The organism is Amycolatopsis dongchuanensis (assembly GCF_039542405.1).
Taxonomy (GTDB): Bacteria; Actinomycetota; Actinomycetes; order Mycobacteriales; family Pseudonocardiaceae; genus Amycolatopsis_E; species Amycolatopsis_E sacchari.
In genome coordinates, this window is record NZ_BAABIB010000072.1 from 144,740 (window position 1) to 168,601 (window position 23,862).

Consider the following 23,862-nt stretch of genomic DNA (forward strand, 5'->3'; position numbering starts at 1 on the left):
TGCGGTCCGGAAAGCGCTTCCAACGCTGAACCGGACCGCACCGGGAGCCGTGTGCCGGGTGCCGGTTCCTCCCCGGAACCCCGCCCCAGCGAAGGAGAAGCAGACATGACCGCGCGCCCTGTCCTCTCGATCGTGGCCGTCGCCGGCCTCGGCCTGCTCGGCGCCTGCAGCGCCACCACCGGTTCCGGCGCGGCGCCCGCGGGCCCCGCCCCGACCTCCGTCGTCGTGCAGCGCCAGGCGGTCGCCCAGAACACGACCAAGCTGGTCGCCGCCGAGGTGGCCGGGCTCGGCCAGGTGCTCACCGACGAAAACGGCAGGACCCTCTACCGGTTCGACAAGGACACCGCGAACCCGCCGGCGTCCACTTGCGACGGTGACTGCGCCACGGCGTGGCCGCCGGTGATGGCCACCGGCTCGGTCGACGTGCAGGGCGTGGACCCCGCGCTCGTCGGCACGGTGACCCGCAGCGACGGCAGCAAGCAGGTCACCGTCAAGGGCTGGCCGGTCTACCGCTACGCCAAGGACTCCGCGGCGGGCCAGGCCAAGGGCCAGGACGTCGGCGGCCTGTGGCACGCGCTCACCCCGGGCGGCGGCAAGGCCGCGAGCGCCGAACGGCAGACCGCGATCAACACCACGAACATCCCGGGGCTGGACACGGTGCTCACCGACCAGAACGGGATGACGCTCTACCTCTACACGAAGGACACCAAGAAGCCGTCGAAGTCCAACTGCGACGGCGCGTGCGCGACCGCGTGGCCCCCGCTGCTGGCCAACGGCGAGGTCGCCGTCAACGGCGTCGACCCGAAGCTCGTCGGCAAGGTCACCCGCAGCGACGGCAGCGTGCAGGTGACCGTCGGCGGCTGGCCCGTCTACCGGTACGCCAAGGACACCGCGCCGGGACAGGCCAACGGCCACGGCGTCAACGGCGTCTGGTTCGAGGTCGAACCGGCCGGCTGCAAGGTCGCCGAAGGCAAGAAACCACTGACCAGCTCCTCCTCGGGTGCCGCGGGCGCGGACCCGGGGAGCGTGAGCTACTGAGAGAACGAGGAGTGACCGGATGCCGGCTCTCTGGGCCCGCAAACGAGCGGCGGTCGCCGACGAGGCACTGATCCGATCGCTCTACGAGGAGCACGGGCGGGCGCTGCTCGCCTACGCGACCCGGCTGACGAACGACAGGGCCGCCGCCGAGGACGTCGTCCAGGAGACACTGGTGCGTGCCTGGCGGCACCCCGACTCGCTCGTCAACGGCAAGGGGTCGGTGCGCGGCTGGCTGCTGACGGTGACGCGCAACATCGTCACCGACCGCTACCGCGCGAAGGCCGCCCGCCCGGCGGAGGTCGCCGAGACCCCGGTGACCACGGCCGTGCAGGCCGACCACGCCGATTCGGTGGTGAACTCGATGCTCGTGCTGGACGCACTCGAACGGCTGTCGCCGGAGCACCGGGACGTGCTGACCGAGATCTACTTCCGCGGCCGCAGCGTCGCGGAGGCGGCGGAGACCCTCGGCGTGCCACCCGGCACGGTCAAGTCGCGGTCGTACTACGCCCTCAGAGCGATGCGGCAGACTTTTGGCGGGAGCAGGCAAGTGGCTTTTTCGGAGGTGACTGTGTGATTCCCGAGCACGAATCCCGCGCATTGGGTGCTTACGTGCTCGGCGCACTGGACCTGCAGGAGATGCGTGCGATGGAGCAGCACCTGGCTTCGTGCCGGCGCTGCCAGGCGGAACTGGCGGAGTTGCGGATGGCCCACGCCGCGTTGGCGGACCTGCCGCCGGAGGCGTTGCTCGACGGCCCGCCCGAGGGCGGGGACCTGGTGTTGCAGCGGACGCTGCGGCGCGTCCGGGAGGAGAGCGGCGCCCAGCTGCGCAAGCGGCGGACGGTCGTCGGCGTCGCCGCGGTCGCGGTCGCCGTGGCGCTCGCCGGAGGTGGGGTGGCACTCGGCCGGACCACCGCGCCCAGTGGTGCCGCGCAGGCCGCGGCGCCCGCGGGCACGAAGACCGCGTCGGCCACCGACGCCGCGACAGGGGCGAAGATGAGCGTGTCCGTCCAGCCCGCCGCGGGCTGGGTCCGGCTCGACGCGTCGGTCGCCGGGATCCCGCGTGGCCAGAAGTGCCGCTTGTTCGTCGTGTCCCGTGACGGCACGCGGGAAGAGGCGGGCAGCTGGCTGGTGTCGGAGGCCGGTGAGCACGACGGCACGAAGCTGTCGGGCGCCGCGCTCGTCGCGCCTGCCGACGTGACCGCCGTCGAAGTGGAGAACTTCGCGGGCCAGCGCTACGTCACAGTGGGCCTGTGAACCGCCCACAGACATCTCTCAGGAATCTGTGGCACGGTGGTTGACGTGCGAGTTCTGGTAGTCGAGGACGAAGAGCCGCTCGCGGACGCCATCGCCCGCGGGCTCCGCCGCGAAGGCATGGCGGTGGACGTCGCGCTCAACGGCGACGACGGGCACGAGAAGGCCACCGTCACCCGTTACGACGTGGTGCTGCTGGACCGCGACCTGCCCGGCATGTCCGGGGACGACCTGTGCAAGGAGATCGTCGCGTCGGGAGAGCTGACCCGCGTCCTGATGCTGACCGCCAGCGGCACCGTGTCCGACCGCGTCGAGGGCCTGTCCCTCGGCGCCGACGACTACCTGGCCAAGCCGTTCGCCTTCCCCGAGCTGGTCGCCCGCGTGCGGGCGCTCGGCAGGCGGGCCACCCCGGCCGCGCCGCCGCTGCTCGCCGCGGGAGACGTGGAGCTGGACCCGGCCCGCCGCACCGTGCGCCGCGGCAGCGGGCCCGTCGAGCTGACGCGCAAGGAGTTCGGCGTGCTCGAGGTCCTGATGGCGGCCAAGGGCGCGGTCGTCAGCAGCGAGGAGCTGCTGGAGCGGGTGTGGGACGAGAACGCCGACCCGTTCACCACCACCGTGCGCGTGACGGTGATGACCCTGCGCAAGAAGCTGGGGGAGCCTGGCATCATCGAGACCGTGGTGGGGTCGGGATACCGGGTGCCGGACGCCGGTTCGACGAAGGGGTGAGCCCGCGCGGCGGGCTGCTGCCGGGGAACAGCCTGCGGGCGCGGATCACGCTGCTCGCGACCGGGCTGGCCGCCGGCGTGAGCCTCGTGCTGCTCTGGCTCGCCTGGACGCTGGTCGGGGACGCCGTCGCGGCGGTCCCGCAACTGCCGCCGGGCACGGTCGTGCGCGTGGACGGCGTGGACGTGGACGCCACCGCGCTGGCCACGCACATGCGTGACCACGCGCGCGACAAGGTGCTGCTGTTCGGCTCGATCGCGTTCTTCTGCGTCGTCGCGGCCACCGCGATCCTCGCGTGGACCTTCACCTCGCGGGTGCTGCGCCCGCTGCGGGAGATCACCGGCACCGCGCGGCGGCTGTCCGTCGAGTCACTCGGTGAACGCATCGGCGACGTGGACTCCAAGGGTGAGCTGGCGGAGCTGGCGCACACCTTCGACGCGATGCTCGACCGGCTGCAGGCCGCGTTCGAGGCCCAGCGCCACTTCGTCGCGAACGCCAGCCACGAGCTGCGCACGCCGCTGTCGGTCATCCGCACCGAACTGGACGTCACGCTGTCCGATCCGGACGCCGATCCCGCCGAGCTGCGCCGGATGGCGGGCGTCGTCCGCGACGCGACCGAACGCGCCGGGCAGCTGGTGAACTCGCTCCTGCTGCTCGCGCGCACCGACGGCGCCGGGCTGGCGGTGAACGAACCCACTGACCTGGTGACGCTCGTGTCGAGCGCCTGGCGCGCGGTGCGCGGCGAGGCCGACCAGCGCGGGATTTCCGCCCGCTTCGCGACGGAACCCGCGCCGGTGCACGGTGATCCGGCGCTCCTGGAACGGATCGCGGGCAACCTGCTGGAGAACGCCGTGCGGCACAACGTCGAACACGGCTGGATCGAGGTCACCACCGGTACCGGGCCGCGCTGGTCCACCCTGCGCGTGCGGTCCTCCGGCGGGCTCGTCGATCCCGCGACGGTCAGCGAACTGTTCGAGCCGTTCCGGCGGGCAGGCGTCGCCCGCACCGCGCGGTCGGGCGCCGGGCTCGGCTTGTCGATCGTGCGCGCGGCCGTGGAGGCCCACGGCGGCCACGTTTCGGCGGAACCCGTTGTGGGAGGCGGGTTGTCGGTGACTGTCTTGCTGCCGGCAGGGACTTAGGTCACCGATTTCCCGGTATCGCCCTTTCGGAGGTGTGCCCGCCCCGCGCGCGGGAGCAGCGTGGCCCGCACCCGAACTGGAGGAGGCGAGATGCGACGCCACACGCAGAAGACCTACTACATCGTCAACGAGGGCGAGTTCGGTCTCGACCGCAACGGCGAGCCGCACCACTGGTGGCCCGCACCGGAAGCCGAACCGCGGCGGTTCCGGTTCTCCCGCATCGATCCCACCCGCAAGGGGCCGCGGCTGGACTCCGCGTTGCTGCAGGAGCTGGCGAAGGCGATGACGGCCCGCGGCGACTCCCCGGACGGGGACATCCCCGCCGGGTTCACCTACCTCGGCCAGTTCGTCGACCACGACCTCACCATGGACCGCACCGCCGCCTCGCTCGGCGAGGACGTCACCGTGGACGAGCTCGTGCAGGGCCGCACCCCGGCGTTCGACCTCGACTCGCTCTACGGCCGCGGACCGCGGCACCCCGAGGACAAGCGGTTCTACCAGCCCGACGGCATCAAGCTGCGCATCGGCACCACCGCGCTCGTGCCGGGCGACGACGCCGGGGTGAACGTCAACCGCACCGGGTTCGACCTGCCGCGTGCCGGCAGCGGCCCCACCAAGCGGGACGAGCGCGCGGCGCTGATCCCCGACGCCCGCAACGACGAGAACCTCGCGGTCGCCCAGACCCACGTGGCGTTCATCAACTTCCACAACCGCGTGGTGGACCGGCTGGCGGCGCAGAGCGTGCCGAGCGCGCTGCTGTTCGAGCGGGCGCGTGAGGAGGTCGTGCGCCACTACCAGTGGGTGCTGCGCCACGACTACCTGCCCAAGATCGTCAAGCCGGTCGTGGTGGACGACGTGTACGCGCACGGCCGGAAGTTCTTCGAGGCGACGGCCGCCGGCGGCCCGGCGACCATGCCGGTGGAGTTCTCGGTCGCCGCGTTCCGCCTGGGGCACAGCATGATCCGCGACGCCTACCTGTGGAACCGCGTGTTCGACTCGCCGCCGAACCTGCAGGGCACGTTGTTCCTGCTGTTCGTGTTCAGCGGCACGTCCGGCACGCTCAGCTTCACGAACGACCCGGCCGACCTCGACGAGCCGAACTTCGGGGACAACCTGCGCCTGCCGACGAACTGGATCGTGGACTGGCGGCGGTTGTTCGACTTCTCGGAGTTCGACCAGCCCTTCCACGGGCCGGGCCTGAACATGGCGCGCCGCATCGACACCCTGCTGGCCAACCCGCTCCACGCGCTGCCGGCGGGGTCCTTCGCGGGGATCGAGCAGGGGCTCGCGCAGGACGACGTGCAGCGCAACCTCGCGTACCGGAACCTGTTGCGCGCCAACATGGTCGAGCTCGCGACCGGGCAGCAGATGGCCGAGCTGATGGGGGAGCGGCCGCTGACCGCCGACCAGATCCGCACCGGCAAGGGCGGCGCGGACCTCGCACAGCTGCCCCAGGAGCTGGTCAACCAGCTCGTCGAGAACACGCCGCTGTGGTTCTACGTGCTGCGGGAGGCGGAGGTGAACGACGGGCACCTCAACGGCGTCGGCGGCCGCATCGTCGCCGAGGTGTTCCACCGCTGCATGGAGGCCAGCCGGTATTCGATCGTGCGTGACCCGGAGTGGCGGCCGTGGCTGGGTCGCGGGGAGAAGTTCACGATGGCGGACCTGCTGCTCGTGGCGGCCGACGGGAAGCTGGAGAACCTGAACCCCCTCGGCGACAAGCCCTGATCGTCCAGGGGAGTTATCGTGCAGTAATGGTTCCTGCGAAGCGGTTGAACAACGACGTCGAGATGCCCAGCCTCGGTTTCGGGGTGTACAAGATCCCGGATGACGAGGTCGAACAGGCGGTGCACACCGCGATCGAGGCCGGGTACCGCAGCATCGACACCGCGACGCTGTACCACAACGAGCGCGGCGTCGGCGCTGCCGTGAAGTCGAGCGGGCTGCCGCGCGAGGAGCTGTTCGTCACCACGAAGCTGTGGAACACCGAGCACGGCTACGAGCGGGCGCTGAAGGCGTTCGACGGGAGCCTGCGGCAGCTGGGCCTCGACTACGTGGACCTGTACCTGATCCACTGGCCGGTGCCCAGCCAGGACCTCTACGTCGAGACGTGGCGTGCGCTGGAGAAGATCCTCGCCGACGGCCGGGCGCGGGCGATCGGCGTGTCGAACTTCGCGATCCCGCACCTGCGGCGGCTGCTGGACGAGGCGGAGGTCGTGCCGGCGGTCAACCAGGTCGAGCTGCACCCGCACCTGCAGCAGGCGCAGCTGCGCGGGTTCCACGCCGAGCACGGCATCGTGACCGAGTCGTGGAGCCCGCTGGCGCGCGGCCGGATGCTGGAGCACGAGATCCTCACCACGATCGCCCGCAAGCACGGCCGGACGCCGGCGCAGATCGTGCTGCGGTGGCACATCGAGATGGACCTCGTGGCGATCCCGAAGTCCGTGAACCCCCAGCGCATCCGCGAGAACATCGACATCTTCGACTTCGAGCTGGACGCGCAGGACGTCGCCGCGATCGCCACGCTGGAGTCCGGCGGCCGCACGGGCGCCGACCCGGAGGACACGTAGGGCGTATTACTATACCGGCGAGGTGCTAGGGTAGCGGTATAACTATACCGACCATCCTGCGACGCGAGGTATTCGTGATTGAACTGAAGACGCCCGCCGAGATCGAGCGCATGCACGTGACGGGGCGTTTCGTCGCCGAGGTGCTCACCGAGGTCGGCAGGCTCGCCGACGTGGGCGTCAACCTGCTGGACCTGGAGCACCACGTGCGCGGCATGATCAAGCGGCGCGGGGCCGAGTCGTGCTACTGGGACTACGCGCCCTCGTTCGGCAAGGGCCCGTTCCGCAATGTCATCTGCCTTTCGGTCAACGACGCGGTCCTGCACGGCCTGCCCCACGACTACACGCTCCGCGACGGCGACGTGCTCACCGCGGACCTCGCGGTCACGATCGACGGCTGGGCGGCGGACTCGGCCCGGACGGTCATCGTCGGCACCCCCGCGGAGGAGGACCTGCGGCTCATCCGCGCGACCGAGGAGGCGCTGGAGGCCGGCATCGAGGCGGCGCGGCCGGGCAACCGCATCGGGGACATCTCGGCGGCGATCTGGACGGTCGCCCACGACTACGGCTACCCGGTGAACACGGAGTTCGGCGGGCACGGCATCGGCCGCACCATGCACGAGGACCTGCACGTGTCGAACAAGGGGCAGCCGGGCCGCGGGATGAAGCTCCGCCCGGGGCTGACGCTCGCGCTGGAACCGTGGTTCGCCCGCACGACGGACCGCATCGTCTACGACCCGGACGGCTGGACGATCCGCTCGGCGGACGGCTCGCGCACGGCCCACTCCGAACACACGGTCGCGGTCACCGAGGACGGTCCGCTGGTACTCACCCGCCGGTCCACAGAGGACGGTTGATCCCCTGCGGCGGAGGGCCGGGGTGGCCCTCCGCCGCCAGGAACCTACGCCGGCACCGAGGCGAGGCCCGGCGCCAGGAACGGCTTGCCGTTGACCTTCGTCGAGATGCCCGTCCGGTCCAGGTACGGCGTGATGCCGCCCAGCCAGAACGGCCAGCCCGCCCCGAGGATCAGGCACAGGTCGATGTCCTGCGCCTCCGCGACCACGCCCTCGTCGAGCATGATGCGGATCTCCTCGGCGATCGCCGACAGCGCGCGCTCGCGCACCTCCTCGGCGGTCGACGGCTTGTCACCCTGCTGCCACAGCTCGGCGACCTCCGGGTCGACGGTCTGCTGGCCCGACGAGTCCCACTGCCACACGGCGGTCTTGCCCGAGTCGACGAACCGCTTGAGGTTCTCGCTGACGCCGAACCGGTCGGGGAACGCCGCGTGCAGCGTCTCACCCACGTGCAGCGCGATCGCCGGGCCGACGAGCTGCGTGAGCACCAGCGGCGACATCGGCAGGCCCAGCGGGTCGAGCGCGTGGTCGGCCACGTCGAACGGCGTGCCCTCGTCGATCGCCGTCAGCACCTCGCCGAGGAAGCGCAGCAGCAGCCGGTTCACCACGAACGCCGGCGCGTCCTTGACCAGCACGCTGGACTTCTTCAGCTGCTTGCCCAGCGCGAACGCGGTCGCGAGCGACGCGTCGTCGGTCTTCTCGCCACGCACGATCTCCAGCAGCGGCAGCACCGCGACCGGGTTGAAGAAGTGGAAGCCGACGACCCGCTCCGGGTGCTGCAGCTTCGACGCCATCTCGCTCACCGACAGCGACGAGGTGTTGGTCGCGAGGATGGCCTCCGGCGAGACGTAGGACTCCAGCTCGCCGAACACCTGCTGCTTGACGCCCATCTCCTCGAACACGGCCTCGATCACGAAGTCCGCGTCCGCGAAGGCCGCCTTGTCCAGCGAGCCGGACACCAGAGCCTTCAGCCGGTTCGCCTCGTCCGGCGAAATACGAAGCTTGGCTTGAAGCTTATCCACCTCACCGTGCACATAGGACACACCCTTGTCGATGCGCGCCTGGTCCACGTCGGTGAGCACGACCGGCACCTTCAGCCGCCGCACGAACAGCAGCGCCAGCTGAGAGGCCATCAGACCGGCGCCGACGACGCCGACCTTGCCCACCTTGCGCGCCAGCGACTTGTCCGGCGCACCGGCCGGCCGCTTCGCGCGCTTGTTGACCAGGTTGAACGAGTACAGCCCCGCCCGCAGCGTGTCGTCGAGCAGCAGCTCGGCGAGCGCGTCGGTCTCGGCGGCGTAGCCCGCGTCGAGGTCGTTGTTCCGCGCCAGCTCCAGCAGCTCCACGGCCTTCGCCGCACCCGGCGACGCGCCGTGCGTCTTGCCGTCCACAATGGACCGTGCGCGGGCGATCGCGTTGTCCCAGGCCTCGCCGCGGTCGATCTCGCGGCGCTGCACGGTGACCTCGCCGTTGACGACCTTGGCGAGCCACGCCAGCGACTGCTCGAGGAAGTCCGCCGAGCCCAGCACCTCGTCCACGATGCCCAGCTCCGCGGCCTTGGCCACGTTGAGCATCTTGTTCTGGTTCAGCGCGTTCTCGATGATCACGGTGACCGCGGCGTCGGGCCCGATGAGGTTCGGCAGCAGCTGCGTGCCGCCCCAGCCCGGGAACAGGCCGAGGAACACCTCGGGGAACGAGATGGCCGCGGTGTTCTCCGACAGCGTGCGGTAGTGGCAGGACAGCGCCAGCTCCAGGCCGCCACCCATGACCGCGCCGTTGACGAAGGCGAACGTCGGGATCTTCGAGTCCGTCAGGCGGCGGAACACGGTGTGCCCGGTCTCGGCGATCTCCCGCGCCAGCGCCGGGTCGGAAACCGCTTCCACACCGGACAGGTCCGCGCCGACGGCGAAGATGAACGGCTTGCCGGTGACCGCGATCGCGGTGGGCTCGGCGGCGAACGCCTCGTCCAGCGCGGCGTTCAGGCTCGCCAGGCCCTGCGGCCCGAAGGTGGACGGCCGCGTGTGGTCGTGGCCGTTGTCGAGGGTGATCAGCGCGACGGGCTTGTCCAACCCCGGTACGCGCACCAGCCGCGTGACGGCCTTCGTCACGACCTCGTCGGGGAACGCGGCTTTCGCTTGTTCTGCCGTGAAAGTCACTTGTCGCTCCCGTCGTGGTTCGGGTTCTCCCAGAGCACGGAACCGCCCATGCCGATACCGATGCACATCGTGGTCAGGCCGTAGCGGACCTCGGGGTGCTCGGCGAACTGGCGCGAGAGCTGCGTCATCAGCCGGACGCCGGAGGACGCGAGCGGGTGGCCGCACGCGATCGCGCCGCCCCACGGGTTGACGCGGGTGTCGGTCTGGTCGATGCCGAAGTGGTCGAGGAAGGCGAGCACCTGCACGGCGAACGCCTCGTTGATCTCGAACAGGCCGATGTCCTCAATGGACAGACCGGTGCGGGCGAGCAGCTTCTCGGTGGCGGGCACCGGGCCGATGCCCATCACCTCGGGCTCGACCCCGGCGAAGGAGTAGCCGACCAGCCGCATGCCGACGGGCAGGCCCAGCTCGCGGGCGGTGTCCTCGTCCGCGAGGATGGCGCCGGTCGCGCCGTCGTTGAGGCCCGCGGCGTTGCCCGCGGTGACGCGGCCGTGCGGGCGGAACGGCGTTTTGAGCTTCGCCAGCTGCTCCACGGTGGTGCCGGGGCGGGGCGGCTCGTCCTCGGTGGCCAGGCCCCAGCCGAGCTCCGGGTTGCGGATCGCGACCGGCACCAGCTCGGGGCCGATCTTGCCGGTCTTGACGGCCTCGGCGTAGCGCTCCTGGCTCTGCGCGGCGTACTCGTCGGCGCGCTGCTTGGTGATCGCCGGGAAGCGGTCGTGCACGTTCTCGGCGGTCTGGCCCATCACGAGTGCGGTGGGGTCGACCAGCTTGTCGGCGATGATGCGCGGGTTGGGGTCGACGCCCTCGCCCATCGGGTGGCGGCCCATGTGCTCGACGCCGCCCGCGATGGCGATGTCGTAGGCGCCGAAGCCGATGCCGCCCGCGACGGAGGTGACCGCGGTCATCGCGCCGGCGCACATGCGGTCGGTCGCGAAGCCGGGGACGGACTTGGGCAGGCCGGCCAGCAGCGCGGCGGTGCGGCCGATCGTCAGGCCCTGGTCACCGGTCTGGGTGGTGGCGGCGATGGCGACGTCGTCGACGCGCTCGGGCGGCAGCTCGGGGTGCCGGCGCAGCAGCTCGCGGATGACCTTGACCACGAGGTCATCGGCCCGGGTGTTGGCGTAGATGCCCTTTTCGCCCGCCTTGCCGAACGGGGTGCGGACCCCGTCGACGAAGGCCACGGTGCGCACCGCCCGCGCGGTCGGCGCCAGGGGTGTTGCGGCCACGGTTGCTCCTCACGGAAAGAGGTGAAGGATGTACATCCGCACCATAGCCCTTGTTACCCACGGGTAACCAGGGGCGTGGTCCGGTCGAGTGGGACACACCACTCCCGGGGACGCGGCGGCTGGCGGCGGGGCGCTGGCGGGAGGGTGGCTGGCGGCGAGGGCGCTGGGGGCGGGGGCGCTGGCGGGAGGGCAGCTGCGATGGGCGGGGCGGCTGGCGGCGGGGCGCTGACGGCGGGGCGGCTCCGATGGGCAGGGCGGCGGCGATGGGCGGGAGGGCAGCGGGTGACAGGGGCGGCGGGACGGCTGCGATAGGCGGGGCGGCTGCGCACGGCTCCGGGAGCCACTCGCGGCCTCGCGAATGCCACCTCTCGCGCCCGCGCGAGGCACGGCGCCTGGCCATGGAGCGCCGCCAACGGCGGCGGTCACCTGAGCGGCGCCCCGTGCTGGGCCTTCGCCACGCCCCTCGGGAACGCGGCCTCTCGCCGCGCGGTCCACCGCTTCGCATGTGCCGGTTGTGGCGTCGGCATGGCGCCACCGCCCTCGCGAATCTGGCCTCTCGCCGGGTCGCGCTCGGCGCTGGAATGGCTCACTGCTTGGCGCATGCCGGGTGGCCGCAGCTTCCCAGCGGCGCCTCGCGCTGCCACGGCACGCGCCTCGCGCGTGCCGTGGCAGCGGCCGCGCGAAATCGGGATCCGGAAGGCCCACCGCCCCCCGGCGACCCCCAACGGCCCCGAAAGCCGCCCAGCGACCCCCGCTACTTCGCCTTCACCTGGAGGGCTTGCGAGAGCTCCCCGGCGGTCAGCTCGACCTGCCACGGGCGGGCGCCTCCGGCACGCAGCGCCTCGGCCACGCCCTCCGGCGAGCGGTCCTCCGGCGGCCGCCAGCAGGTGCGGCGCAGCAGGTCGGGCAGCAGGAGGTTCTCCACCGGCAGCTGGTGGTGCTCCGCGATGCGGTTCAGCGCCGTCCGCGCCGCGGCGAGGCGGGCCGCGGCGTCCGGGTCCTTGTCGGCCCAGCGGTTGGCCGGTGGCGGGCCGTCGTTCGGCTGGGAGGGGTTCGGCAGCTCCTCGCGGGGCAGCGCCCGCGCCGCCTGCAGGTGCCGGAACCAGTTCCCCGTGTAGCGCCGCTGCACGCGTCCGCCGAACACGGGCAGCGCCTGCAGCTCCGCCACGTTCTTCGGCTCCGACAGCACGGCGTTGATGATCGCGCTGTCCGGCAGCACCCGGCTCGGCGCGCGATCGCGCTTGCGGGCCAGCTCGTCACGCGCCTCCCACAGCGCACGCACCGCCGCGAGACCCCGCGCGCTGCGCACCTTGTGGATGCCCGACACGCGACGCCACGGCTCGGCGCGCGGGGCGGGCGGGGCCGCCGTGCGGACGGCTTCGAACTCCTGCCGCGCCCACTCCAGCTTGCCCTGCGCGGCCAGCTCGGCCTCGAGCTTCTCCCGCAGCGGCACGAGCAGTTCGACGTCGAGCGCCGCGTAGTTCAGCCAGTCGACGGGAAGCGGCCGCTTCGACCAGTCGGCCGCGCTGTGCCCCTTTTCGAGGCGGTACCCCAGCAGCAGCTCGACGAGCGTGCCGAGCGCGACGCGCTCGTAGCCCGCCAGCCGCCCGGCCAGCTCGGTGTCGAACAGGCTCGCCGGGGCGAGGTCGAGTTCGGCCAGGCACGGCAGGTCCTGCGAGGCGGCGTGCAGCACCCACTCCTCGCCGTTGATAGCCTGCCGCAGTGGCTCCAGCTCGCCGTCGAGCGCGATCGGGTCCACCAGCAACGTGCCCGCGCCCTCACGGCGCAGCTGCACGAGGTAGGCCTTGGGCCAGTACCGGTACCCCGAAGCGCGTTCGGTGTCGACCGCGATCGCGCCGGTGCCCGCGGCGAGCTTCTCGCTCGCCCTGGCCAGCTCGACCGGGTCGGAGATCACGGGAGGCGTCCCGTCCGCCGGTTCCCTCAACAGGATCGGTTCAGGAGCCTCGGGGCCGTGATCTGCGGTTTCCACAGCTTTCCACCCTACGGGACGGGTCGACCGCGCCTGGTGGACCCGTCCCGCAGAGCGGTTCGCCTCGGTCAGCGGATGACGCCCGCGCGCATCGCCAGTGCCACCATCTGCGCCCGGTCGCCGGTGCCGAGCTTGCGCCCGATCCGGGACAGGTGCGACTTGACGGTGAGCGCGGAGAGGCTGAGCTCCTCGCCGATCTCCTTGTTGGACTGGCCGTCCGCCACGAGCTGGAGAACCTCCACCTCACGTGCGGACAGTTCGCGCGGGGTGTTGTCCGTGCCCGGGACCCGCGTGCCGGTGGCCAGCACCGGTGCCACGCTCGGGTCCGCGTACACGCCGCCCTCGAGCACCCGCCGGACGCCGTCCGTCACCACCATGGGCGAGGCCGACTTGAGCAGGTACGCCTGGGCGCCCGCCTGGAACGCCGACCGCACGGCGTACGGGTCGTCCGAGGACGCCAGTACGACGATGCGGGGCCAGCCGTGGTTGCGGAGCTCCGTCACCAGCTCGATGCCGGAGCCGTCGGGCAGCCCCAGGTCGAGGATCGCCAGGTCGCACGGACCTGTCGCACTCGCCCTGGCACGTGCCTCGGCGACCGTGGCAGCTTCGTGAACGGTGCCCGCTCCCATCTGAGCGAGTCGTGCGGCTATAGCCTCCCTGAGCAGCGGGTGGTCATCGACCACCAGTACGGAAAACAGCTCTTCCCGCGGGTGCGGAACCATGCTCGCCGGCAAAGCACCGGCTGGCGTGGATCTGACGGCCTGAGATAAGCCGACGGCAGCCACGTCACTACCTCCCTGGAGTCGGTCGTGCCCCCCGACCGGCACCGGGACTTTCGGCCAATTAGCCGCGCCAGCTCTAGACCGAAAGTGGTGTCGTCGAAGGAGCACTCGAGCCGTCTCCGGGCGTCCGCGGGGGGATCGAACGGGTATCTATCCCGATCGAGTAGTTACTAACTGGTGTCTTTGTAACACGAATGGGTTAGTACACGACCAGTGGCTAACGGCTTGCGGAGCGAACACGATAGAGGAAGATTGAGCTGCCGCGGATGCTCGTGCATACGGCCCGTGCATCTGCTCGGGCACCAAAGTAGCCCGCGTCAAGCCGTACGGGGAGAGCGTTCACCAGAACGCACTAAAGACTGCCCTCACTGTTCGCAAGGGCCGTAACCGCCCCCATCGAGGGAACGGGACCGGAAGTCGGCTCCGGGGTTCAGGCCTGCCGGTGCCCGAAGAGGGTGACCCCGACCGGGGGAAGTCCGGCGACGCTCGACATGAGCTGCAGGAACGCCTCGCCGTGGGGTTCGAGGTGCTCGTCCAGCGGCGTCCAGGACGCGCGCAGCTCGAGGTCGTCGGTGCGGGCGGGGCCCGAGATCTCGCCGAACCGCGCGGACGAGGTCTCGGTGACGGTGCCGCCCAACGCGGTCCAGGTGGCCCCCGAATGCTCCAGCGCGTCGGTCAGCCACGACCAGCCGACGGTGGGCAGGAACGGGTCGGTGGCCAGCTCGCGGTCCAGCTCGGCCCGCACGAAGACCACCATCCGCAGCACCCCGTGCCACGCCTCCTGGCCCTCCGGGTCGTGCAGCAGCACCAGCCGCCCGGACGCGGGGACGTCGGCGGGGCCGGTGGTCTCGCAGCTGAGCGCGTAGGCCCACGGAGCCAGCCGCTGCGGCGCGCGGACGGCTTCGAGGGTCATCTCCGGCCGGGGCCGGACGGTCTGCAGCGCCGCGACAGCTTTGCGGAAGAGGTCTGGCGCCTGCGTCATCGCGGTCACCCGGCCGACTCTAGGACCGATCTTCGCGGTGGGGGCGTAGACGCGCCGAAGGAAGGCGGCGCCCGGGCGCGTGGCACGATGAACGCGATGTCTACTTCTGCCCCGTCGCGCCGGCGGGCTCAGCGCGATCTGTCGACGGCACCCCTGCTGGTCGCCGCCCGCGGCGGCCGCCCGTCCCGGGTGCCCGTGTGGTTCATGCGCCAGGCGGGCCGCTCGCTGCCCGAGTACCGCGCGCTGCGCGAGGGCGTGCCGATGCTCCAGTCCTGCTTCGACCCGGAGATGCTCGCCGAGATCACGCTGCAGCCGGTCCGCAGGCACGGCGTGGACGCGGCGATCCTCTACAGCGACATCGTCGTCCCGCCTTACGCGGCGGGCGTCGGGATCGAGATCGTGCCGGGCACCGGGCCGGTCATCGCGGAGCCCGTGCGGGACGCGGCGGCGGTCGCGGCGCTGCCCGAGCTGGCGCCAGAGCAGGTCGCCCCCGTGGCCGCGGGCGTCCGGCTGCTGGTCGAGCGGCTGGGAGACACGCCGCTGATCGGGTTCGCCGGCGCGCCGTTCACGCTCGCCTCGTACCTCATCGAGGGCGGCCCGAGCCGCCACTTCGAGCACACGAAGGCGCTCATGCGCTCCGAGCCTGAGCTGTGGCACACGCTGGCCGACCGGCTGGCGACCATGGCGCTGACCTTCCTGAAGGTCCAGCTGGACGCCGGGGCGGACGCGGTGCAGCTGTTCGACTCGTGGGCCGGTGCGCTGTCGCTGCGCGAGTACCGCGAGTTCGTGCTGCCGCACTCGGCGAAGGTGCTGCGCGGGCTCGCGGAGTACGACGTGCCGCGCATCCACTTCGGCGTGGGCACGGGTGAACTGCTGACCGCGATGCGGGAGGCCGGTGCCGACGTGGTCGGCGTGGACTGGCGGATCCCGCTGGACGAGGCCGTGCGCCGGCTGACCGCGGACGGCTCGCCCGCGCCCGCCGTGCAGGGCAACCTCGACCCGGCGCTGCTCGGCGCCTCCTGGCCGGTGATCGAAGCGGAGGTCCGCCGGATCGTCGCCGAGGGCCGCGCCGCGGCGGGGCACATCTTCAACCTGGGGCACGGGGTGCCGCCCGGTACCGATCCGGCCGTGCTGACCAGGGTCGCCGAGCTGGTGCACAGCCTGGAGCCGTGATGCGTGTCGCGGTCGTCGGTGGGGGGATCTCGGGGGCCACGGCGGCGTACCGGCTGCGGCAGCGGCTGGGCGACGCGGCCGAGCTCACGCTGTTCGAGTCGGACGACCGGCTCGGCGGCAAGCTGCGGACGATCGAGCTGGCCGGCACGCCCTACGACGTGGGCGCCGAGGCGTTCCTCGCGCGGCGCCCGGAGGCGCTGGCCCTCGTCGAGGAGACCGGGCTGGGTGACCGGCTGACGCATCCCACCCGCGCCCGTTCGACGGTGCGCGCCGGCGGGCGGCAGGTCGGCATGCCCGGCGGCACCGTGATGGGCGTGCCGGGTTCGGTGGACGCCGTCGCGGACGTGCTGTCCGAGGACGGCCGTCGCCGGGTCGCGGCAGAAGCCGGGTTGCCTCCCGTGCGGCTGGACGGGGACGTGTCGCTGGGCGCGTTGCTGCGTGAACGGTTCGGTGACGAGCTGGTCGACCGGCTCGTCGACCCGCTGCTGGGTGGTGTCTACGCGGGTGGCGCCGACGGTCTCGGCCTGCGGGCGACCCTTCCCGCGCTGGCGAACGCGCTCGACCGGGAGCCCGCCCCGCTCACCGCGGTCGCCGCGTCGCTGCTGCCGAAGTCCGCGAACCCCGCGCCGGTGTTCGGCACGCTCGTCGGGGGGCTCGGCACGCTCATCGACCGGCTGGTGGAGCTGGCCAAGCCGGACGTGCGGCTGCGCACGCTCGTGCGAGGGCTCCACCGCCTGCCCGAGGGTTTCCGGCTCGACCTGGGGGACGAGGCCGAGGACTTCGACGCGGTGCTGCTCGCGGTGCCCGCGCCCGCGGCCCGGCGGCTGCTGGGCGAGGTCGCGCCCGCGGCGTCCGCCGCGCTGGGCGAGGTCGAGGTCGCGTCGATGGCCGTGGTCGCGCTCGCGCTGCCGCCGGACGCGCCGGTGCCGGACGCCTCCGGCGTGCTCATCGGCGCGCGGGAAGGCTTCTCCGCCAAGGCGTTCACGTTCTCCAGCCGCAAGTGGGCGCACGTGGGCGACGGCGCGCTGTTCGTGCGCGGCTCCGTGGGGCGGTTCGGCGAACCGGGCGCGCTGCGCGCGGACGACGACGAGCTGGTGCGGCTGGTGCGGGCCGACCTCGCCGAGCTGACCGGCGTCACGGCCGAGCCGATCGCCACGCACGTGACGCGCTGGGGCGGCGGGCTGCCGCAGTACGGCGTGGGGCACCTGGACGTCGTCGAGCGGGTGGAGCGGGCCGTGGCGGAGGTGCCGGGGCTGGCCGTGGCGGGAGCGGCGCTGCACGGCGTCGGCATCCCCGCGTGCATCGCCACGGCGACCGGGGCCGCGAGCCGCATCACCTCTCAGACCACGGGAAACGCGGCGGTGCCATCATGAAGACATGGCGCGCCTGAACTACAGCGAACTCAACGACACCATCCGCTACACCGCCTGGTCGGTGTTCCGGGCCGAGCCGGGCAAGCTCCCCGAAGACCGGGGCGCGGCCGCCCGCGAGACCACGGAGTACCTGGACGCGCTGGAGAGCAAGGGCGTGGTCGTGCGCGGCGTGTACGACGTGTCCGGTCTGCGTGCCGACGCGGACTACATGATCTGGTGGCACGCGGAGGAGCCGGAGCAGGTGCAGGCCGCGTACACCGGCTTCCGCCGCACACCGCTAGGCCGGGCCTCGACGCCGGTGTGGAGCCAGTTCGCGCTGCACCGGCCCGCGGAGTTCAACAAGAGCCACATCCCGGCGTTCCTGGCCGGTGAAGAGGCTCGGAAGTACATCTGCGTGTACCCGTTCGTCCGCTCGTACGAGTGGTACCTGCTGCCCGACGAGGAGCGCCGCCGGATGCTCGCCGAGCACGGCAAGATGGCGCGCGACTACCCGGACGTGCGGGCCAACACCGTGGCGTCGTTCGCGCTGGGCGACTACGAGTGGATCCTCGCCTTCGAGGCCGACGAGCTGCACCGCATCGTGGACCTCATGCGCCACCTGCGCGGCAGCGACGCGCGGCGGCACGTGCGTGAGGAGATCCCGTTCTACACCGGCACGCGCGTGCCGCCCGCCGAGCTGATCGCCGCTCTGCCGTAGCGAGCGGGGCGCGTGTTCACCGGGCCGGAGTCGGTGCTGCCGGGGCCGTTCCGGGTGACCGAGGCGGCCGCGAGGGCGGTCGCCGCCGCGACGGTGGAGGCCGCGGAGTTGTTGCAGCTCAAGGGGATCGACCCGGGCCCGGTGTCGGTGGACCGGCGGCACGCGGCGGCCGCGTTCCGGAGTGAGCGCTACGTGCGCCTGGACGGTGAGCCGCTGCCCGGGTTGTGGGACCCGTTGACGGGGGACTACCGGGCGGCGGACGGCTGGGTCCGGCTGCACTGCAACTACCCGCACCACGCCGAGGCGGCCTGCCGGGCGCTCGGGACGAAGGACCTGGCGGCGGCGGTCGCGAAGCGGGGCGCGGAGGACGTGCAGGAGGCCGTGCTCGCGGAGGGTGGCGCCGCCGCCGCGATGCGCGGTCGCGAAGAGTGGCTCGCGCATCCCCAGGGGCAGGTGCTGGCCGAATCTCCTTTGGTGGCTTGGGATTCCCTCGGTCCGGCGCCGGTCACCGGACTGTCCACTTCGGAGCGTCCGCTCGGCGGCGTGCGGGTGCTGGAGCTGACGCACGTGATCGCCGGACCGGTGGCGGGGCGCGTGCTCGCCGCGCACGGTGCGGAGGTGCTGCACGTCGGCGCGGCGCACCTGCCCGCGCTGCCCGGGTTGTGGGCGGACACGGGGCTGGGCAAGCGGTCCGCGCACGTGGACCTGCGCACGCGGGCAGGGCGCGACACGCTGTGGCGGTTGATCGGCCAGGCGGACGTGTTCCTGCAGTCCTACCGGCCGGGTGCGCTCGCGGGGCTGGGTTTCACGGCGGAGAGGCTGGCGGAGGCGCGGCCGGGGATCGTGGTGGCGGAGCTGAACGCGTACGGCTGGGACGGGCCGTGGGCGGGGCGGCGCGGGTTCGACAGCCTGGTGCAGCTGGCGTCGGGCATCGCGGCGGAGGCGGCGGTGGACGGCCCGCGGCCGCTGCCCGCGCAGGCGCTCGACCACGGCACGGGCTGGCTGACCGCAGCGGCGATCATGACGGCCTTGCGGCGGCGTGCGCTGGAGGGCGGCAGCTGGCGCGTGCGGTTGTCGTTGGCGCGCACGGGATTGTGGCTGGACTCGCTGGGGCGCGAGGAGGGTTCGGCCGGGGAGCTGGACGTTTCGGGGCTGCTGACCCGCACCGGGCGGACCACGCACGTGCGCGTGCCGGGGGAGCTGCCGGGAGCCCCGCCGTGCTGGGCGTCGGCGGCGCCGGAGCCGGGCGGGGACGAGGCGCGGTTCGGCGCGTGAGGCCGGGGTTGGGCGGCGGCGTGACTCGGCGGGTGCCCTGCCGTGCTGGGCGTCGGCGGCGCCGGAGCCGGGCGGGGACGAGGCGCGGTTCGGCGCGTGAGGCCGGGTTGGGCGGCGGCGTGCTGGGCGTCGGCGGCGCCGGAGCCGGGCGGGGACGAGGCGCGGTTCGGCGGGTGAGGCCGGGTTGGGCGGGTGCGTGACTCGGCGGGGCGGTGACTCTGCGCGGCTGGGCCGGTTGCCGGGAGCGCCGTCGTACTGGGCGTCGGCGCCTGAAGCAGGGGCGGCGAGGCGATGGGGATCGACAGCCGATCCCCATCGCTGATCTCGCTCCGCTCGAGGCGCGGGACTCAGTTCACGGCCGTCCGGCGCCGCTGCCACACGAGGACACCGCCGGCAGCCGCGAGTGCGGCCAGCCCGGCCGCGGGCTGGACCATCGGGACCGCCGCGGGCTCGACCCACTGCAGCTTGACGACGCCGTCCTGGTTTTCCGCGTTGGCGCCGGTGGTGGTGCTGGCGTTGGTCACGCCGGGCCCGCCGAGGTAGCTGGATCCGCCGCCACCGCCGTTGCCCCACAGGTCGGCCGAGGGGCCGCAGGCACCGCCACCGCCGCCGTACCAGCCGCCACCGCCGCCGCCACCACCGTGGTAGCCGACAGCGCCGTTACCGCCCTGGAACTGGCTGCCGCTCCCGGCCGCGCACGCGCCGGGGTAGACACCCGCGGCGCCGCCGGCGGACTGCGTTCCGCCCCCGCCGCTGTAGGTGTTGCCCACGAGCCCGCCGCCGTCACCGGCGTCCCAGCCGCTGCCTCGTCCGCCGTTGCCCCCGGCGCCTCCGGCGACGAGCAGCGCGTTCGCGGCGACGTTCGGGGTGCCTGCCCACAGTGCGCTCATGCCGCCGCCACCGGCACCGCACCACCCGGTGCACTGACCGGCACCGGCGCCGCCGCCACCGAACGCGGGGACGCCCCACGAGGAGGAGCCACGCTGCCCCACCGTCACGGTGAGGGTCTGTCCCGGTGTGACGGCCACGTCACCGAGCGCCTCGCCCCCACGGGCGAAGTTCGAGCCGGCGCCGAGCAGATCGGCGTGCACGCTGGTCACATCGGCCGGCACGGTGAAAGTCTGCTGCCCACCGCTGTAGGTGAACTACACACATTTCGTGTAGCCGGGATCCGGGGTGCAGGCGACCTCCGCCGCCTGAGCCGGCGTGGCCAGAGCTCCCATCATCAACGCGCTGATGGCGCCGACCGCGCTCCGCCCACCCGCCGTCCTGTGCGGCGCAGGACTGGGGGTGGAGCGCCGTCACTCGGGGTGGGGCGGGAAAACAGTGCAGCCATACCGGCTCCTTCCAACTGCGCGATTTCGCGCCGGGCCCGTCGAGCCCGGTATGCACCAGACGCGGCGGCGGGCGCCGTCATCGCGCGGAAGCAGCCGGCCTACTCCGGCCGGAGGAGCACGTTGAACACCGGCGAACTGCGCCGGTAAGTGGTGATTTTCGCAGCAGGGGGGAGGAAAACCGCTGAAGTGTCCGCGCCGGAGCCGGGCCGCGTGCACGCGGCCCGGCGAACGGTCACGCCTGCGGGACGAGCCGCAGCGCGATGGAGTTGATGCAGTACCGCTGGTCGGTCGGCGTGGGGTAGCCCTCGCCCTCGAAGACGTGGCCGAGGTGGCTGTGGCAGGACGCGCACAGCACCTCCTTGCGCACCATGCCGAGCGAGCGGTCCTCGCGGATGAGGACCGCGTCGGAGTCGGCGGGGTCGAAGAACGACGGCCAGCCGCAGTGGCTTTCGAACTTCGTGTCGCTGCGGAACAGCTCGGCTCCGCAGGCACGGCACTCGTAGACGCCTTCGGTCTTCGTGTCGGTGTACTCGCCGGTGAACGGGCGCTCCGTGGCGGCCTGGCGGAGCACGGCGTACTCCTCCGGGCTCAGCTGCGCCCGCCATTCCTGCTCCGACTTGACCACGCGGGGGGTGGTTCCGGTGACAGGCTTCATGCCTCCCAGGTTACCCGGCGGAAAGCCACGCGATCGCCCGCACGACGATGTCCCACGAGGCCACGATCACACCCAGCACGATCAACACCACGATCGTCGCGGCGACCCACCACCGCAGGCCACCGGCCCGCGACGACGACTCCGCGAAGTCCTCCACGCGGCTCAGCGAAGCCTCGATCGTGAAGCCCGGCTCGCAGCGCTGCATCCGGTCCAGGTGCGCGGCGAACGCCTGCGCCTCGGGATCCTCCGGGTCCAGCCCGACCAGGTCGTCCTCGAAACGCGGGTTGCGCTCGCTCTCGGCCATGCCGTCAACGGTAGGCCATCAGCCCAGCTGGGTGTTCGCATCGATGCGCAAGCCGGCCGGGGTGTTCACCACCCGCCAGTGGATGCGGCTGCCGTTGACGGTGACGTACATGTCGACCGAGCCGTCCGGGTTCGTGCCGCCCTCGGCGCGGATCTGGTTGTACGACTGCACCTTGTGCTCGGCCCAGTAGGACTGGAAGCCCTGCACCGAACCGAACACCGCCTGCGCGCCCGGCGTCAGCAGGTTCCACGCGGTCTCGGTGCCGATCTGGTCCAGGTACTGGTCCACCACCTGGCCGGCCTGGCTGTAGTTCACGGCACCGGCGTTCCCGCTCTGGCCCACCGGCGAGGCCGGGGCCGAGCTGGACGGGCTCGACGACGGTGCCGACGTCGCCGTGCGGGGGCCGTTGCCCACGCCCTGCGCGCTCTTGCCGCCGTCATCGGAGCCGGCGGAGTTGAGCACGAAGAACAACACGACCCCGACCACCACGACGGCGGCCGCGATCGAACCGATGAGCACGTTGCGGCGCTTCGCCGCCACGCGTGCGGAGCTGTTCTGCCCGGCGGGACGCTCGGGCGGGATGAAGGCGGCCGTCGGGTTGCGCGGGGAGCGCTGGGGCGGAGCCGCGGCGACGGCACCGGTGCGCTGCCACGGCAGGCGTTCGCCCGGCGGGGGCGGCAGGGGCGGGGCTTCGGCCGCGGGAACCGCGGCCGGCTGTCTGCCCGCCGAGTACAGCGGCGGCGAGACCAGCGTGCCCGCCTTCACGTCCGGCTCGCCCGCGGCGAGCGCGGCCAGCCGGTCACGCGCCTCGGCCATGCTCGGCCGCTCCTCCGGCTCGACGCGCAGCAGGCTCATCAGCAGCGCGGTCGCCTTGCCGGACTGGCGCGGCGGGATGACCTGCCCGTTCGCGGCCGTGTAGAGCAGCGCGAGCTGGTTGCTGCTGTTGCCGTACGGCGGCTGGCCCTCCAGCGCGTGGTACAGGGTCGCGCCGAGGGAGAACACGTCGGACGCGGGCGAGGGGTCGGAGCCGCGGGCCAGCTCGGGTGCGAGGTACGCGGGCGTGCCGCCGATGAGGCCCGTCTGGGTCAGCGTGAGGTCACCGGCCGCGCGGGAGATGCCGAAGTCGGTGATCTTGGCGGTGCCGTGCTCGTCGATGAGGATGTTGGCGGGCTTGATGTCCCGGTGCACGATGCCGGCGCGGTGCGCGGCCACGATCGCCGACGCGACCTGCTGGCCGATCTTCGCGACCTCGCCGAGCGCCAGCGTGCCCTGCTCGGCGATCACCGCGGACAGGCTCTTCGACGGCAGGTACTCCATGACCAGGCACGGGTCGCCGTCCTGCTCCGCGACGTCGAACACGACGATGGCGTTGGGGTGCTGGAAGCGGGCGGCGTTCTTCGCCTCGCGCATCGCCCGCTGCCGCATGCTGCTGCGTTCGGCCTCGGACATCCCCGGCTGCGCGAGGATCTGCTTCACCGCCACCGCCCGTTCGAGGCGCTCGTCGACCGCGCGCCACACGACGCCCATGGCGCCGCTGCCGATGTGTTCGACGAGGCGATAGTGCCCTGCGATCAGCTGACCGGTGTCGATGGCGGCTACTCCTCGGAAACTGCCTGCACTTCTTGGTGGAATCGAGCGCGCACACCCTCCCCGCGCACCGCGTCGAGTGTAGCGGGCTGCTCCGTGCGGCTTCCGTAAGCTGCCCCGCGCAGGACCTTGATCATTCCGAGGGCTCCGACCAGGGCGAACCCGAGGTAGCAAGCGAGCAACGCCGGGGGCGTGCCGCCCGTGAGCGCGTCACCGAGCACGACGACCGCGACCGTGCCGGGCAGGCTGCCGAGCACCGTGCCGGCGAGGTAGGGCAGCGGGCGCACCGACAGGATCCCGCAGCAGTACGACAGCGGGGCGAACGGCACCACGGGGATCAGCCGCAGCGACGTCACCGCGAGTACGCCGCCGCCCGCGAGCCGCTCGTCCACCGTGCGCACCGCTTTCCGCCGCAGGTGCCGGGAAACCAGGTCGCGGCCGAGCAGCCGGGCCAGCCCGAAGCCGAGCAGGCCGGAGATCCCGGTGGCGGTCAGCGCGACCGCGACCCCCGCGACCGGCCCGAGCAGCAGCCCGGCGGCGAGGTTGAACACGGTGCGCGGGACCGGGGCGACGGTGAGCAGGGAGTACGCCGCGAGGAACAGCAGCGCGGTGGCCGGGCCCGCGCCCGCGGCCCAGTCGCGCAGGTGCGCCGGACTCGGCACGGGCAGCACGAAAGCCGCGGCGACGAGCACGGCGAGCACGACGACCGCGACGATCAGCTTGGTCCGGCGGGGCATGGCTTCCACGGTATTG

Annotated in this window: 22 protein-coding genes; 12 read left to right on the top strand and 10 right to left on the bottom strand. The window is 72.5% G+C overall.

What is annotated here, in order from left to right:
• Window positions 1–105 precede the first annotated feature (105 nt).
• From ABFX51_RS16860 to map, 8 genes are all read left to right on the top strand, one after another.
• Window positions 106–1,038: an SCO0930 family lipoprotein gene (locus ABFX51_RS16860; RefSeq protein WP_346054182.1), complete on the top strand. Its 933-nt coding sequence runs from the start codon at window positions 106–108 to the stop codon at window positions 1,036–1,038.
• A 19-nt stretch (window positions 1,039–1,057) separates the two neighbouring features.
• Window positions 1,058–1,612, top strand: coding sequence for a sigma-70 family RNA polymerase sigma factor (locus ABFX51_RS16865; protein ID WP_346054183.1), 555 nt, complete (start codon window positions 1,058–1,060; stop codon window positions 1,610–1,612).
• On the top strand, window positions 1,609–2,292 hold the full coding sequence (locus ABFX51_RS16870; RefSeq protein ID WP_346054184.1) for an anti-sigma factor family protein: 684 nt from the start codon (window positions 1,609–1,611) through the stop codon (window positions 2,290–2,292). The genes ABFX51_RS16865 and ABFX51_RS16870 overlap by 4 nt, the downstream gene beginning before the upstream one ends.
• 45 nt (window positions 2,293–2,337) lie before the next feature.
• Window positions 2,338–3,015: a response regulator transcription factor gene (locus ABFX51_RS16875; protein ID WP_346054185.1), complete on the top strand. Its 678-nt coding sequence runs from the start codon at window positions 2,338–2,340 to the stop codon at window positions 3,013–3,015.
• The gene (locus ABFX51_RS16880; RefSeq protein ID WP_346054186.1) at window positions 3,012–4,151 is read left to right on the top strand and encodes a sensor histidine kinase; all 1,140 of its coding nucleotides are present in this window, start codon (window positions 3,012–3,014) and stop codon (window positions 4,149–4,151) included. The genes ABFX51_RS16875 and ABFX51_RS16880 overlap by 4 nt, the downstream gene beginning before the upstream one ends.
• Before the next feature lie 90 nt (window positions 4,152–4,241).
• A complete protein-coding gene (locus ABFX51_RS16885; protein WP_346054187.1) occupies window positions 4,242–5,879 on the top strand; it encodes a peroxidase family protein in 1,638 nt (545 codons plus the stop codon).
• A gap of 26 nt (window positions 5,880–5,905) precedes the next feature.
• The gene (locus ABFX51_RS16890; protein ID WP_346054188.1) at window positions 5,906–6,721 is read left to right on the top strand and encodes an aldo/keto reductase; all 816 of its coding nucleotides are present in this window, start codon (window positions 5,906–5,908) and stop codon (window positions 6,719–6,721) included.
• Between the two features lie 74 nt (window positions 6,722–6,795).
• A complete protein-coding gene (gene map / locus ABFX51_RS16895) occupies window positions 6,796–7,575 on the top strand; it encodes a type I methionyl aminopeptidase (RefSeq protein WP_346054189.1) in 780 nt (259 codons plus the stop codon).
• A gap of 44 nt (window positions 7,576–7,619) precedes the next feature.
• Here the strand turns inward: map and ABFX51_RS16900 are convergent, their stop codons facing one another.
• The 5 genes from ABFX51_RS16900 to ABFX51_RS16920 all read right to left on the bottom strand — a co-directional run bounded on the left by ABFX51_RS16900 (window position 7,620) and on the right by ABFX51_RS16920 (window position 14,717).
• A complete protein-coding gene (locus ABFX51_RS16900; RefSeq protein ID WP_346054190.1) occupies window positions 7,620–9,728 on the bottom strand; it encodes a 3-hydroxyacyl-CoA dehydrogenase NAD-binding domain-containing protein in 2,109 nt (702 codons plus the stop codon).
• On the bottom strand, window positions 9,725–10,918 hold the full coding sequence (locus ABFX51_RS16905) for a thiolase family protein (protein ID WP_346054206.1): 1,194 nt from the start codon (window positions 10,916–10,918) through the stop codon (window positions 9,725–9,727). The genes ABFX51_RS16900 and ABFX51_RS16905 overlap by 4 nt, the downstream gene beginning before the upstream one ends.
• Window positions 10,919–11,708: 790 nt before the next feature.
• Complete coding sequence (locus tag ABFX51_RS16910; protein ID WP_091510288.1) at window positions 11,709–12,944, bottom strand: ribonuclease D; 1,236 nt, start codon at window positions 12,942–12,944, stop codon at window positions 11,709–11,711.
• Between the two features lie 68 nt (window positions 12,945–13,012).
• On the bottom strand, window positions 13,013–13,729 hold the full coding sequence (locus ABFX51_RS16915; protein ID WP_091510303.1) for a response regulator: 717 nt from the start codon (window positions 13,727–13,729) through the stop codon (window positions 13,013–13,015).
• A gap of 427 nt (window positions 13,730–14,156) precedes the next feature.
• On the bottom strand, window positions 14,157–14,717 hold the full coding sequence (locus tag ABFX51_RS16920) for a DUF3000 domain-containing protein (protein WP_346054191.1): 561 nt from the start codon (window positions 14,715–14,717) through the stop codon (window positions 14,157–14,159).
• 87 nt (window positions 14,718–14,804) lie between these two features.
• Between ABFX51_RS16920 and hemE the strand changes: the two genes are divergently transcribed.
• The 4 genes from hemE to ABFX51_RS16940 are packed head-to-tail and all read left to right on the top strand — an operon-like array spanning window position 14,805 to window position 19,226.
• Window positions 14,805–15,881, top strand: coding sequence for a uroporphyrinogen decarboxylase (gene hemE, locus ABFX51_RS16925; RefSeq protein WP_346054192.1), 1,077 nt, complete (start codon window positions 14,805–14,807; stop codon window positions 15,879–15,881).
• On the top strand, window positions 15,881–17,254 hold the full coding sequence (gene hemG / locus ABFX51_RS16930) for a protoporphyrinogen oxidase (protein WP_346054207.1): 1,374 nt from the start codon (window positions 15,881–15,883) through the stop codon (window positions 17,252–17,254). The genes hemE and hemG overlap by 1 nt, the downstream gene beginning before the upstream one ends.
• A 4-nt stretch (window positions 17,255–17,258) precedes the next feature.
• A complete protein-coding gene (gene hemQ / locus ABFX51_RS16935) occupies window positions 17,259–17,951 on the top strand; it encodes a hydrogen peroxide-dependent heme synthase (RefSeq protein ID WP_091510307.1) in 693 nt (230 codons plus the stop codon).
• 12 nt (window positions 17,952–17,963) lie between these two features.
• Window positions 17,964–19,226, top strand: coding sequence for a CoA transferase (locus ABFX51_RS16940; RefSeq protein ID WP_346054193.1), 1,263 nt, complete (start codon window positions 17,964–17,966; stop codon window positions 19,224–19,226).
• 347 nt (window positions 19,227–19,573) lie between these two features.
• Here ABFX51_RS16940 and ABFX51_RS16945 read toward each other — a convergent pair whose 3' ends face one another.
• The 5 genes from ABFX51_RS16945 to ABFX51_RS16965 all read right to left on the bottom strand — a co-directional run bounded on the left by ABFX51_RS16945 (window position 19,574) and on the right by ABFX51_RS16965 (window position 23,846).
• The gene (locus tag ABFX51_RS16945) at window positions 19,574–20,338 is read right to left on the bottom strand and encodes a glycine-rich protein (RefSeq protein ID WP_346054194.1); all 765 of its coding nucleotides are present in this window, start codon (window positions 20,336–20,338) and stop codon (window positions 19,574–19,576) included.
• A 457-nt stretch (window positions 20,339–20,795) separates the two neighbouring features.
• Window positions 20,796–21,218 (bottom strand): peptide-methionine (R)-S-oxide reductase MsrB, encoded by a 423-nt coding sequence (gene msrB / locus ABFX51_RS16950; RefSeq protein WP_346054195.1) that lies wholly within the window; start codon window positions 21,216–21,218, stop codon window positions 20,796–20,798.
• A gap of 10 nt (window positions 21,219–21,228) precedes the next feature.
• Complete coding sequence (locus tag ABFX51_RS16955; RefSeq protein ID WP_091510314.1) at window positions 21,229–21,522, bottom strand: hypothetical protein; 294 nt, start codon at window positions 21,520–21,522, stop codon at window positions 21,229–21,231.
• Between the two features lie 18 nt (window positions 21,523–21,540).
• Window positions 21,541–23,049, bottom strand: coding sequence for a serine/threonine-protein kinase (locus ABFX51_RS16960; RefSeq protein ID WP_428832477.1), 1,509 nt, complete (start codon window positions 23,047–23,049; stop codon window positions 21,541–21,543).
• 68 nt (window positions 23,050–23,117) lie between these two features.
• A complete protein-coding gene (locus ABFX51_RS16965; RefSeq protein ID WP_346054196.1) occupies window positions 23,118–23,846 on the bottom strand; it encodes a TVP38/TMEM64 family protein in 729 nt (242 codons plus the stop codon).
• Between the last annotated feature and the right edge of the window lie 16 nt (window positions 23,847–23,862).

Coding starts and splice junctions, on each gene's coding strand:
- ABFX51_RS16860 (WP_346054182.1), top strand. CDS start 106: ATGACCGCGCGCCCTGTCCTCTCGATCGTGGCCGTCGCCGGCCTCGGC.
- ABFX51_RS16865 (WP_346054183.1), top strand. CDS start 1,058: ATGCCGGCTCTCTGGGCCCGCAAACGAGCGGCGGTCGCCGACGAGGCA.
- ABFX51_RS16885 (WP_346054187.1), top strand. CDS start 4,242: ATGCGACGCCACACGCAGAAGACCTACTACATCGTCAACGAGGGCGAG.
- ABFX51_RS16890 (WP_346054188.1), top strand. CDS start 5,906: ATGGTTCCTGCGAAGCGGTTGAACAACGACGTCGAGATGCCCAGCCTC.
- hemE (WP_346054192.1), top strand. CDS start 14,805: ATGTCTACTTCTGCCCCGTCGCGCCGGCGGGCTCAGCGCGATCTGTCG.
- hemG (WP_346054207.1), top strand. CDS start 15,881: ATGCGTGTCGCGGTCGTCGGTGGGGGGATCTCGGGGGCCACGGCGGCG.
- hemQ (WP_091510307.1), top strand. CDS start 17,259: ATGGCGCGCCTGAACTACAGCGAACTCAACGACACCATCCGCTACACC.
- msrB (WP_346054195.1), bottom strand. CDS start 21,218: ATGAAGCCTGTCACCGGAACCACCCCCCGCGTGGTCAAGTCGGAGCAG.
- ABFX51_RS16955 (WP_091510314.1), bottom strand. CDS start 21,522: ATGGCCGAGAGCGAGCGCAACCCGCGTTTCGAGGACGACCTGGTCGGG.
- ABFX51_RS16960 (WP_428832477.1), bottom strand. CDS start 23,049: ATGGGCGTCGTGTGGCGCGCGGTCGACGAGCGCCTCGAACGGGCGGTG.
- ABFX51_RS16965 (WP_346054196.1), bottom strand. CDS start 23,846: ATGCCCCGCCGGACCAAGCTGATCGTCGCGGTCGTCGTGCTCGCCGTG.